This window comes from Falsiroseomonas frigidaquae, from assembly GCF_012163145.1.
Classification (GTDB): Bacteria; Pseudomonadota; Alphaproteobacteria; order Acetobacterales; family Acetobacteraceae; genus Falsiroseomonas; species Falsiroseomonas frigidaquae.
In genome coordinates this window covers 503436-515751 of the sequence record NZ_JAAVTX010000003.1, presented here as the reverse complement: position 1 = coordinate 515751, position 12316 = coordinate 503436, and the positions used below count along the sequence as shown (strand labels likewise).

Genomic DNA, 12316 nt, shown 5'->3' with positions numbered 1-12316 from the left:
CGGGCTCGCCCTTGCCGTGCTGGCGGTGACGGCCTTCGGCGGGCCGGCGCTGGCGGAGGCCTGGCTCACCGGCTTCCTCGCCTGGGCGCATATCGGCGTCGGCGCAGTTGGCGTGCTGGCACTCGGCCATCTGCTGCGGGAGGATTGGCTGACCCCGGTGCGGCTGCCGCTGGAGGCCGCAGCGCGCAGCCTGCCACTGCTGGCGCTGATGGCGCTGCCGGTCCTGCTGGTGCCGGAACACCTCTACCTCTGGGCGGCAGGCTCCACCCTGGCGGCTGACAGCCCGATCGCGGCGCTGATGCAGCCCTGGTTCTTCCGGCTGCGCGGTGCCGCCTGCCTGCTGGTCTGGGCGCTGCTGGGCTGGGGACTGGCGCGGCCGGGGCCGCATCCGCGGCTGTCGGTGCTGGCGCTGGTGCTGCTGCTGCCGACGGCGACGCTGGCCGGCTTCGACTGGGTGCTGTCCCGCGACACCACCTGGTACGCCAGCCTGCAGGGCTTCTCCATGTGGGTGGCCGGTCTGGCCGCGGCGCTGGCGGTGGCCATCCTGGCGGCGCGCACGCATCCGGATTCGGAAGGGCTGCCCGGGCTGGAACGGGCGCTGCTGACGCTGGGCCTGGCCGTGCTGTGGCTGTGGTTCACCCAGTTCATCGTGGTCTGGATGGCGGACCTGCCCGAGGAATCGGCCTGGTACCTGCGGCGGCTGGAGGGGTGGAGCTGGCTGCAGCCGGGTATCGCCTTGCCGGCGCTGCTGCTGGCCATCGCCCTGGCCGCGCCGCCGGACCATGGACGCTGGCGCATGGTGGCGGTGTGCTGGCTGCTGCTGGTGCAGTTCGCCGCGCATCTGTGGTGGGTGGTCCGGCCGGATGCACCGATGGCCCAGCCGGCGGCGTGGCTGGATGCGCTGGTGCTGGCGGGGTTGAGCCTGGCCTTCGGCCTGTGGTGGCGGGCGGAACGCGCCGCCTTGCTCAGTCGCGGATCGGGTGCTCGGTCGATTTCGAACGCGGTGTCACGGAACGGGGCTGCGCCACCGAATTCTCCGGCGTCTCAGGCCCATGCCGGCGCCAGGGCCAGCGGCCCTCGATCTCCACCTCCAGCGACAGGCTGAGCACGGTCCGGATCAGCACGATCAGGCCGAGGGTCGCCACCGTCTCGAAGGTCAGCGGCGCGGCGACGGTGTGCACGATATCCGCCGCCACCAGCAATTCGAGGCCCAGCAGGATCGCCCGGCCGAGATTGGCGCGGTAGGGGATGAAGGCCGCCGCCCAGCCCGGGGCGCCCCGCTGCAGCCCGGTGCGGAGGAACAGGAAGGTGGTGATGACCACGCCCGCCAGAAGCGCCAGCACGCCGGCCATCTCCAGCCCCGCCGCCGTCCAGTCCGCGATCATGCCCACCCAGGCGCCGGGCTCGTTTTCAATCATGGCCGGGTAAAGCGGCCAGGGCCGTCATGGTTGCCGGAACCGGTGCGGTTGCGGCAGCACCTCCGGTCAAGGCGGCGTGAAACAACGCGAAACCGAATCACGAGTTTGGCACTTCGCAATCACGTTCCGGGGGCCTAGCAGTTGGAGGGCAAGGCGCCAGCAAGCGGCACAGACGGGGCGGCATGACCGGTAAAGAACGACTCGCCCGCTTCGCCAGCTTCTCCGTCCGGGTGGCGCTATCCGGAGTCTGCCTGGCGGCCGGCATAGCCACGGCGCTGGCGCAGCCCGTTCCGCCACCGCAGGGCTCGCCGATTCCCCGCATCGCGCCCCCGGCCGCTCCGCCGGTCGGGCCTGGCCTCGGCACGCAGCCCGTCGCCCCCGCCGCGGCGCCCGCCGGCACGCTGGCGATCCGCGCCGTATCCATCCAGGGCGCCACCGTGCTGCCGCCGGCGCGGCTGACGCCGCTGACCGAGGGGCTGACCGGGCCCGCCGTGCCGCTGGCGGCGGTGGAGGCGGCCCGCGCCGCCATCGTCTCAGCCTACCGGCAGGAGGGCTACGTCTTCACCGCCGTCGATGCGGTGCTCGACGCCCAGGGCAACCTTCGCCTGGTGGTGGCCGAGGGCCATGTGACGGAAGTGCTGCTGGAGGGCGATATCGGCCCCGCCGGCACCCAGGTGCTGCGCTTCCTGAACCGGCTGATCCTGCGCCCGGCGCTGGATGTCGCCAGCCTGGAGCGCGCGCTGCTGCTGGCGCAGGATATCCCGGGCGTCGGCATCCGCAGCGTGCTGCGCCCGGCCGGCACCGCGCCCGGCGCGCTGACCCTGGTGGCGCAGGTAAGCCGCCGGCCCGTCACCGGCTATGTCACCGCGGACAACCGCGCCTATCGGCTGACCGGCCCGGAACAGGGGCTGGCGGCGGTGCAGTTCAACAGCTTCACCGAATTCGGCGAGCGGACGGAGCTGCTGCTGTTCGGCGCCGCCGGCGCAACGCAGCTTTTCGGCCAGGCCTCGACCGAGTTGTTCCTCGGCGGCTCCGGCCTGCGGGCACGGGTCTACGTCGGCCAGGGCCGCGCCACGCCCTCGGATGCGCTGCGCGGCATCGGCTATGAGGGAACGACGACGACGGCGGGCCTCGCCTTGTCCTACCCGCTGATCCGCCGCCGGTCTGAATCGCTGCTGCTGACCGGCCAGTTCGACCTGATCGAGAGCGAGATCGAGATCGACGGTGCCAATGGCGCCGCCACGCGGCTCAGCCGCGATTCGCTGCGGGTGCTGCGGCTCGGTGCCGAATGGGCACGCTTCGACCTGCTGCTGGGCGAGGCCTTCCCCGCCGCCAACAGCGCCACCCTGCGCCTGTCGCGTGGGCTGGAGGGGCTGGGCGCGGAACGCACGGGGAATGTGGACGCGGCGCGGCTCGGCGCGCAGGTGGACTTCACCCGCCTGGCCTTCGAGGTCAGCCGCCGCCAGGCGCTGTTCCAGCCATGGGCAGGCGCCGATGTGGCGCTGGTCGGCACGCTGGCCGGGCAATGGTCGGACGATATCCTGCCGCTGTCGGAGAAATTCTACCTCGGCGGCGCCCGGCTCGGCCGCGGCTTCTATGCGGGGGAGGTGACGGGCGACCGCGCGCTGGCGGCCTCGGCCGAATTGCAGCTCACCACCAGCATCGAGACGGAGGCCTGGGGCACGCCGCTGCGCCTGCTGCCCACCTTCTACGCCTTCTACGACCACGGAAGGACCTGGGAGAACCAGGACCAGGATCCGGACCGCCGGCTGCGCTCCACCGGGGTGGGTGTGCGGATGCCGGTGAATGATGTGGTGGAACTGCAATTGGAGGGGGTGCGCCGGCTGACGCGGCGGCCCAACCCCGGCGCCGCCGAGGTCAAGGCGGATGCGCTGTTCTGGCGCGTCCTGGCGCGTTTCTGAAGGGATTTCCGCCATGGCCGCGACCCGCACCCGGAACTGGCGCCACAGCCTGCTCTGCGGCACCGCGCTGGTGCCCATCATGGCCGGCGCGGCGCTCGCGCAGATCGCGCCCGATGCGCGGCCGCAGGGCGGCCAGGTGGTGGCCGGCAGCGCCAGCATCGCGCAGAACCCGGCGCTGACCAGCGTGCATCAATCCTCCGACCGCGCGGTGCTGGACTGGCGCAGCTTCAACATCGGCCGTGACCACACGGTGCAGTTCCAGCAGCCCTCCGCCGGGTCCATCACGCTGAACCGGGTGACCGGGCCGGACCCCTCCGTGATTGCCGGGCGGATGACGGCGAATGGGCAGATCGCGCTGGTCAACCAATCCGGCGTGCTGGTGACGCCGGGCGCGCAGGTGCAGGCGCAATCCGTCATCATCTCCACCGCCGATATCAGCAACCAGGCCTTCATGGCCGGCGGCGCGCGGCTGCATTTCGACCGTCCCGGCCAGCCCGGTGCGCGGATCGAGAACCAGGGCAGCATCACGGTGCGGGAGGCCGGGCTGGCCGCGCTGGTGGCGCCCCAGGTGGCCAATCGCGGCACCATCGCCGCCCGCATGGGCCGCGTGGTGCTGGGCGGCGCGGAGACGCATGCGATCGACCTGCATGGCGACGGGCTGCTGTCGCTGGAGGTCACCGGCCCGGTGCGCCGCGCGCCCGCGAATGGGGAGGCGCTGGTCAGCAACAGCGGCCTGATCGACGCCCCCGGCGGCACCGTGCTGCTGACGGCGCAGGCCGCCGACGGCATCGTGCAGGACCTGGTGCGCGCCGGCGGCCGCATCGCCGCCGATGGCACCGGCGGCGCCCGGGCGGGGCGCGTGCTGGTGCAGGGCACCGGCGGCTCCGTGCGGATCGAGGGCGAGGTCACCGCCAGTGCGCCGGAGGCCGGTGGGACGGGCGGCAGCATCGCGGCGCAGGCGGATCGCGTGGCGGTCGCGGGTACCGCGCGCATCGAGGCATCCGGCCGGGCCGGTGGCGGCCGCGTGGCGCTGGGCACGGACCGGCGCGGCCCGGTCGCGCCCCGCATGGCGCGCCGCACCACCATCGCCAGCGGCGCCACCATCCGCGCCGATGCGACGGAGCGCGGCGCGGGCGGGGAGGTGCTGGTCAATTCGATCGAGGCCACCGTGCATGCCGGCGCGATTTCCGCGCGCGGCGGGCCGCAGGGCGGCGATGGCGGCTTCGTCGAGGTCTCCGGCCAGAACCGGCTTGCCATCACGGGCGGGATCGACGTGGCGGCGCCGCAGGGCGAGGCGGGCAGCATCCTGCTGGACCCGGTGCTGCTGACCATCGTGGCCGATGACGACCCGCGCGTGAACATCGACCCGGCGCTGCTGGATGACGGCGTGCTGAGCGGCGGCGAGGGCAATGATTCCTTCATCGCCACCGGCGTGGTCGGCGGCTTCGCCGGCAACCTGCGTCTGGAGGCGACGCAGGACCTGACGGTGGAGGTGGCGCTGACCAAGGCGCTGGGCGGGCTGGCGCTGGTGGCCGGCAACAACCTCACGATCAACGCCCCGCTGGTGCTGCAGGACGCGGACCCGGCGCTGGTGTTGGTGCTGTCCGGCGCGCAGATCGCCATCAACGCGCTGGTGCAGGTGCCGGCGACCGGGCGCATCAACCTGCAGACGCCGGATTTCCTCGGCAACAACATCGTGCAGTCGGGCGACGGGCGCTTCCTCGGCGGCGTGCTCGACAGTGGCGCCGATTCCATCCCCGGCAGCTTCGACCAGATCAACCTGCAGGGCGACAACGCCATCGCCAGCCTGGGCCGCCTGGATGCCTTCACGCTGCAGTTCCGCAACACCGCGCCGCTGACCATCCTGGCCGGCCAGACGGTGCGTGCGGACCAGGTGCAGATCGACGTTGAGGGCGGCACGCTGACGGTGAATGGCGAGGTGCGCGCCGGCGCCGGCCCCTTCGCCGTCACGCTGCGCGCGACCGGCGACATCGTGGTGCCGGAAACCGGGCGGGTGGAAGGCGACGGGCTGCGCCTGATCGCGGGATTCGACTTCGCGACCGGCGCGCCGGATGCCGCCGCGGCTGCGGCGCTGCGCCTGACCGGCGTCATCCAAGGCGCCTTCAGCGATGGCAGTCCGAATGATGTGGAACTGACGGCCGGGGCCGGCGGCATCCTGCAGGATGGCGGCATCATCGCGGCGCAGAACCTGACCATGACCGCCGGGGCTGGCGGCATCGACCAGAGTGGCGGGCGGATCTTCACGAGCGGCCAGCTTCGCGTCGCCACGCCGGGCGATGCCGCGCTGGCCGTGACGCCGGTCGATCCGCTGGCGGGCAACATCCTCGGCGGGATCGGGCCCAGTGATGTGGGCGGCAACTACAGCCTGACCGCGTCGCTCGGCGAGGGTGCGACGGCGCTGTCCGGTGACATCCGCGTCGGCGAGACCTTCACGCTGCGACTTCGCGGGGGGCGGCTCAGCCAGGCGGAGGGTTCGCGCCTGCTGCTGGGCGCGCTGGATGCGACGACGCCGAGCGGCATCAGCCTCGGCGGCGACAACGAGATCGCGGTGGTGCAGCAACTGGTCGGCGGCGGCTTCAACGATGTCGTGCAGCTTCGCAACGTCACCTCGCTGGAGGTGGCAGGCCCCTTCGTCGCGGAGAACGCCTTCGCCAGCATCGATGTGCAGGGCGGCGACCTGCTGGTCAGCGGCATCGTCAGCGGCGGCCAGGGTGCCGCGCTGCGCGCCAGCGGCAACGTCACCCTGGCGGCCGGCAGCACGGTGCGGGCGGATGGCGCGGCGGCCGTGGATGTGGCGGCCGGCTTCAACCCCTCCTCGGAATCCTCCGACCTGGCCGGCGGGCTTTTCCTCGCCGGCACGCTGGGCGATGCGGGCGGCTTGAACCAGATCTTCCTCGGCGCCGGCACGGGCGGCATCCAGCAGACTGCCGGGCGGCTGGTCGGGCAGAATCTGAACCTGCTCTCGGGAGGCAACGCCATTCTGGACCGTGGCGGCGACCAGACCGGTCTGCGCAATGCCATCACCGGCAACCTGGCCAGCATCGCCATCCCCGGCGACTTCGTGCTGGACAATGGCAGCACGCCGATCCTGCTGGAGGGCAGCAGCATCGCCGCGGCGAATATCGGGCTGCGGACCGATGCCGCGCTGAGCCTGGGCACGACGGCCAGCCTGGATGCCGGGGCGGGCCGCGTCTCGCTGCGCGTCGGCGACCTGTCCGTGCTGACCGGCGCCTTCATCCGCGGCGGGCTGGTGGAGGTGGCGCCGGCGGTGCCGGGCGACCTCGCCGTGGTGTTCCCGGTGCCCGAGCCGGGCAGCCTGAACCTGACGCCGGCAGCCTTCGCCGCCATCCAGCCGACGACGCTGCGGCTTGGCGCCACGACCTTCCGCGACGTGACGGAAACCACGGCGACCACCCTGCGCTTCGGCGGGCCGCTGGCGCTGGAGGGTACGCTGGACCTGCGCAGCCTGGGCGCGGTGACGCAGGTGGCGGGGGCCGATCTGGATGTGGCGCGGCTGACCGGTGTGGTGGGCGGCGCAGTCACGCTGGACAACGAGGGCAACCAGCCCGGCACGCTCGGCGACTTCACGGCGACCTCGGGTTTCGCGTTGCGCAGCAGCGGTGCGCTGCCGCTGGATGGGCTGCTGCAGACAGATGGAACGGCGACGCTTTCCGCCGCGGACGGCATCACGGAGGTGGGTGCCGGGCGGATCGCAGCTTCGCAGCTGAGTTTCTCCTCCGCCGGTGCCGTGACGCTGTCGGGTGCGAATACGGTTGCCACGCTGGGCGCGTCCTCCGCCGAGGGCAACATCGCCTTCACCAATGTCGGCGACCTGCTGCTGGGCGGCCTGGTGCAGGCGTCCGGTTTCGGCGTGGCGCTGGATGTCACGGGCGTACTGACCCAGTCGGCGGGCGGGCTGCAGGCGACCTCCCTCAGTGGCCGCGCGACCGGCGGCGCCTCGCTGCTGGGCCTGAACAGCCTGTCGCGCATCGATGGCTTCGACGCCGGCACCGGCGACTTCCTGCTGAACAACAGCGGGCTGTCACTCAGCCTGCCAGCAGGCGCCAGCCTCCTCGCCGGCGGTGATGTGGTGCTGACCAACAGCGGTGGCATCGCCGTGGATGGCACTATCGCGGCGGATGGCATCGCGCTGCAGGCGACCGGCGGCGACATCGGCCTGGCGGGGCTGCTGCAGGCGGGCAACGGCGTCACGCTGATCGGCAATGTCATCCAGTCCAGCGGCGCGGGGCGGATCGAGGCGGGCTCGCTCGCCCTGGACGCGACCGGCGCGGTGACGCTGGATGGTGCGAATCTGGTGGCGGCGCTCGGGCCGGCCAGCCTGGGCGGCGGTCTCAGCTTCCGCAACGCCGGAAACCTGCTGCTGACCGGCAACCTCGACGCCAGCGGCCAGGCCGTGGCGCTGGACGTCACCGGCACGCTGACCCAGGCGCCTGGTGGCGCGCTGATCGCCGACACCCTCAGCGGCCGCGCCACTGGCGGCGCCACGCTGGCCGGGTCGAACCAGGTGGCGGCGATCGGCGGCTTCGACGCCGGCACGGGCGGCTTCCTCCTGAACAACGCGACGCCCCTGCTGATTGTGCCGACCGGCGCCAGCCTGCTCGCCACCGGCGAGGTGGCGCTGACCAACAGCGGCGGCATCGCCGTGGACGGCACCATCTCAGCGGATGGCATCGCGCTGCAGGCGGTCGGTGGCGACATCGGGCTCGCAGGGCTGCTGCAGGCGGGCAATGCCGTGACGCTCGTCGGCAACACCATCCTGTCCACCGGCGCCGGCCGCATCGAGGCGCCACTGCTGGTGCTGGACGCCACTGGCGCAGTGACGCTGGAGGGAACGAACCTGATCGGTGCGCTGGGCACCTCCAGCCTTGGCGGCGGCCTCACCTTGCGCAACAGCGGCAACCTGCTGGTGGCCGGCAGCCTCGACGCCACCGGACAGGCCGTGGCGCTGGACGTGACCGGCACGCTGACCCAGGCACCTGGTGGCGCGGTGATCGCCGCCGCCCTGTCCGGCAGCGCCACCGGCGGCGCCTTCCTGGAGGGCGCCAACCAGATCGCCGCGATCGAGGGCTTCGATGCCGGGACCGGCGACTTCCTGCTGAACAACGCCGCGCCGCTGCTGGCGCTGCCGGCCGGGCGCACGCTGCGGGCCGGCGGCACGCTGGCCATCACCCAGGCCGGCGACCTGCTGATCGACGGCACCGCGACCGGCGCCACCACCACGCTCGACGCCACCGGCGCGCTGGCGGTCAACGGCTTCTCCGCCATCGCACGCAGTGGCGACCTGCTGCTGCGCGGCGACAACGTGGCGGTGGACGGGCTGCTCTCGGCGCTCGGTGTGATCGGGGTGGAGGCGGTGAGCAGCGCCAGCCTCGGCGGTATCGCCACCGGCAGCCTGCTGCGCATCGCCGCACCCAGCATCAGCTTCGATGCGCTTGATGCCAGCAACACGCCGGTGCGGCTGCAACTGGGCGTCGGCGGCCGCGCCACCGGGGCGCTGGATGCGCTGGCGCTGGAGGTCCGGGGCGGCAGCGGCGCCGCGCTGACCGGCAGCATCGCCAGCATCGGCGGTGGCCCGGCCGCGGCGGAGGGACGGCGCAGCAGCGCCACCGGCACGCCGTTGCCGGACCCGCCGGAGCCGACCGCCTTCCTGTTCAATGGCTGCCCGATCGGCGTTCCGCTGTGTGGCGCGGTGCCGCCCGTGCCGCCGGAGGAAGGCCCCGGCGAGCCGGAGATACCGGGTGAGCCCGAGATCCCGGGCACGCCGGAGGGGCCGGGCGAGGCGCCGCCCGAAATCCCGGTGGTGCCTGGGGAGCCGGCACCGGGCCTGGTGACGCTGCCGGAAGGCGCCTTCACCGTGACCGACAACCCGGCGCCGGTAATTCAGGTGCTGGACCCGGCGGCGCTGGCCGCATCCGTGGCGCAGACCCGTCCCTCCGTCCCCTATGTCAGCGGCAGCTTCGCGCGTGACCGCTCCGAAGCGGAAGACCTGGCGCCGCCCAACATCCGCGGAGGCGATTTCTGATGCGCCGTTCATCGCTTGCCCTGCTGCTCGCGCTGGCCGGCTGCACCCTGCCGCCGCCCTCCGCACAGGTCGCCACGCCGGCCGATGGCGCCGCGATGCTCGACCTCGGCCGCACCGCCGCCGGCGATGCCTGCCGGCTGGCGCGCAGCGGCACCGGCGGCGACGTGTTCTGCGGTGACTGGACGGCGCCGAGCGCGCGCATCCGCGCCGTGGCCGCGCCCGACGCCATGGCCGGCGCCGCGCTGCTCTCCACCACGCTCGCATCCCGGCTGGACTGCGCCGCGCCGCGCGCCACGCGCGTGCTGGGCGGGCAGCCGGCGGCGCTGATGGAATGCCGCCGGCGCGCCGGCGGCTGGCCGGCCTTCGCGCTGGCGGCGGAAAGCGGCGGCCGGGTCTGGCAGGCGGATGGCGTGCTGCCGGCGCTGCCGGCGGCGGAACGTGCCATCGGCGTGCTCTCCGGCCGGCTGAGCGCGGAAGCCGCGCCGCTGCCCTCGGATGCGATCGACGGCGTGGCGGCGCGCCTGGCACGGGAGGCCTTCGCCACCGGCGACCTCGGCCGCTACGAGCAGCTCATGGCCGTGGGGCGGGATGCCAACCAGGCGGAGCGCTTCGTCGCCGCCGAGACCGCCTATCGCGCCGCGCTCGCGCTGCAGGAACGGGTGCCGGGGGCCGATCCCTCCGGCCGCTTCACGCCGCTGGTGCTGCTGGCGCTGCAGCTCTCCAACCAGGGCCGCTTCCCCGAGGCGGAGGCGCTGCTGACCCGTGCCGCCACGCTGGCGCCGCGTGCGGCGGACCCGCTGGCGCCTGCCATGCTGGCGCATTACCGCGGGCTGCACGCCGCCAACCAGGGCGAGGATGCGGCGGCGCTGGCGGCGCTCGGCCGCAGTGCGACGCTGTATGGCGCGCTGGTGCCGCCGCAAGCACGCAGCGGCCGCGTGGCGCCGCGCGGCAGCGTGGCAGGGCTGGATCTCGGCGGCCTGGCGGTGGACCCGATCGCCGCCCGTGCCCTGCTCGGGCTGGTGGAGGCGCGGCGCAACCGCGCGGCGGTGCTCAGCCGCCAGGGCCGGCATGCCGAGGCGGCCGAGGAAGCCGAGGCGGCACAGGCGCTGGCACGCGCGGCGCCGGGGGCGGAGGGCTCGGACCTGATCGCGGCGCGGCTGGCGCGCACGGATGGCGCGGCGGCGGCGGGCATCGGCCGCCTTGCCAGCGCCGATGCCAGCTTTGCCCGCGCCGCCGTTCGCTTCGCCCGCGGCGTACCGCGCTCCCGCCCCTATGCCGAGACGCTGCTGCTGCGCGCGGCGCAACAGCAGGACGGCGCCCCCGCCACGGCGGCGCTGTGCCGGGAGGCGGTGGCGGTGCTGCGCGTGCTGCGGGAAGGCACGACCCCCGCGCGCATCGCACCCTGCCTCGATGCCTTCATCGCCGGCGGCGCCACCGGCGAGGCCTTCGAGGCCGCGCAGCTTTCCCAGGGCAGCGTCACCACCACGCAGATCGCCAGCGCCGCCGCGCGGCTGGCGGCCGGGGCGCGGGACCCGGCGGTGGCCGAGGCGCTGCGGGCCAAGGATGATGCGGAACGGGCGCTGGTGCAGCTGTATCGCGCCCGTGATGCCGCCGTGGCGGAAGGTGCCGCCGCCGCCGAGCTGGCGGTCTTCGACCGCCGCATCACACAGGGCGCGGATGTGGCGGCGCAGGCCGATGCCGCTGTGCAGGCCGCCGCCCCCGGCTTCGCGCAGCTCGTGCAATCCGTGGCGAGCGCGGAGGAGGTGCTTGCGGCGCTGCGGCCGGGGGAGGCGCTGGTGCTCAGCACCATCCCGCCACGTGGCCGGGGCTGGAGCTTCATCCTGCTGGACGGCGCCATCAACGTGGCGCCGCTGGGCGTGGATGGCGCGCAGGTGGCGGCGCTGGTGTCGCGGGTGCGGGCGGGGGTGGAGGATGGCTCCGGCAACGCCCCCTTCGATGCCGCCGCCGCGCATGATCTGCACCAGGCGCTGTTCGCCGGCGTGGCCGCGCCGCTGGGCCGCGCATCGGCGCTGGTGGCGGTGGCGGAGGGGCCGATGCTGTCGCTGCCCTACGGCATTCTCGTCACCGCGCCGCCGCCGCAGCCGCGCGGCCATGCCGGCGCCGCCTTCCTGCTGGACCGGCTGCCGATCTCGCATCTGCCGGCGCCGGCCAGCCTCGTGGCGCTGCGCCGTGTCACGCCGTCGCAGGCGCCACAGCCCTGGATCGGCTTCGGCGCGCCCCGCCCGGTGCCGGTGAGCTACGCCGCGCGCAGCTTCCCGGCGGCGCCCGAATGCGGCCAGGGCCTCGCCTCCCTGGCCGCGCTGCGTGGGGCGGAGGTGGAGCTGCAGGCGGCGGCGCTGGTCACCGGCTCACCGCCCACGGCCAGCCGCACCGGCGCGGCCTTCACCGCGCAGGCGGTGCGCCAGGCGGATCTTCGGTCCTACCGCACGGTGCATTTCGCCACCCATGGCGTGCTGCCGAGCGAGCTGACCTGCCTGACGGAGCCGGCCATCATCGCCTCCACCGCCGCCGCCGGGCCGGATGCGGCGCAGGCGCTGATCACCTCCGGCACCATCCTGGACCTGCAGCTGGATGCGAATCTGGTGCTGCTCTCGGCCTGCAATTCCGGCGGCGGGATCGCGGCGGGGGAGAGCCTTTCGACCCTCGCCCGCGCCTTCTTCTTCGCCGGCGCGCGGTCGCTGATGGTGACGCATTGGTATGTGGACGACATCGCCGCCGCCCGCGTCGGCGTGCTGACGCTGGAGGCGATGCAGGCCGGCGATGCGCCGGCGGTGGCGCTGCGCAAGGCGCAGCTGGCGCAGCGGCAGGCGGAGGGCGGCGCCCACCCGGCGCAATGGGCGCCGTTTGCGGTGCTGGGCGCGCTGTAGCGGGCCCTGGAACCCTCTCCACCC

General features: G+C 74.0%; 4 protein-coding genes. 3 read left to right on the top strand and 1 reads right to left on the bottom strand.

The genetic code is table 11. The features are described 5' to 3' along the window. Positions 1-965: 965 nt before the first annotated feature. A complete protein-coding gene (locus tag HB662_RS11455) occupies positions 966-1418 on the bottom strand; it encodes a DUF1622 domain-containing protein (protein WP_168049840.1) in 453 nt (150 codons plus the stop codon). A gap of 182 nt (positions 1419-1600) precedes the next feature. Here HB662_RS11455 and HB662_RS11450 point away from each other — a divergent pair, with 182 nt between their 5' ends. From HB662_RS11450 to HB662_RS11440, 3 genes are read left to right on the top strand one after another with little or no spacing between them, the layout of a single operon-like run. Continuing rightward, complete coding sequence (locus HB662_RS11450) at positions 1601-3340, top strand: ShlB/FhaC/HecB family hemolysin secretion/activation protein (protein WP_168049839.1); 1740 nt, start codon at positions 1601-1603, stop codon at positions 3338-3340. Positions 3341-3353: 13 nt separating this feature from the next. Beyond that, on the top strand, positions 3354-9404 hold the full coding sequence (locus HB662_RS11445) for a two-partner secretion domain-containing protein (RefSeq protein WP_168049838.1): 6051 nt from the start codon (positions 3354-3356) through the stop codon (positions 9402-9404). Beyond that, complete coding sequence (locus HB662_RS11440; protein ID WP_168049837.1) at positions 9404-12292, top strand: CHAT domain-containing protein; 2889 nt, start codon at positions 9404-9406, stop codon at positions 12290-12292. Before HB662_RS11445 ends, HB662_RS11440 begins: the two co-directional genes overlap by 1 nt. Positions 12293-12316: the final 24 nt, after the last annotated feature.

Excerpts from the sequence above, each read along its gene's own strand:
- HB662_RS11455 (WP_168049840.1), bottom strand. The coding sequence starts at position 1,418 with ATGATTGAAAACGAGCCCGGCGCCTGGGTGGGCATGATCGCGGACTGG.
- HB662_RS11440 (WP_168049837.1), top strand. The coding sequence starts at position 9,404 with ATGCGCCGTTCATCGCTTGCCCTGCTGCTCGCGCTGGCCGGCTGCACC.
- HB662_RS11450 (WP_168049839.1), top strand. The coding sequence starts at position 1,601 with ATGACCGGTAAAGAACGACTCGCCCGCTTCGCCAGCTTCTCCGTCCGG.
- HB662_RS11445 (WP_168049838.1), top strand. The coding sequence starts at position 3,354 with ATGGCCGCGACCCGCACCCGGAACTGGCGCCACAGCCTGCTCTGCGGC.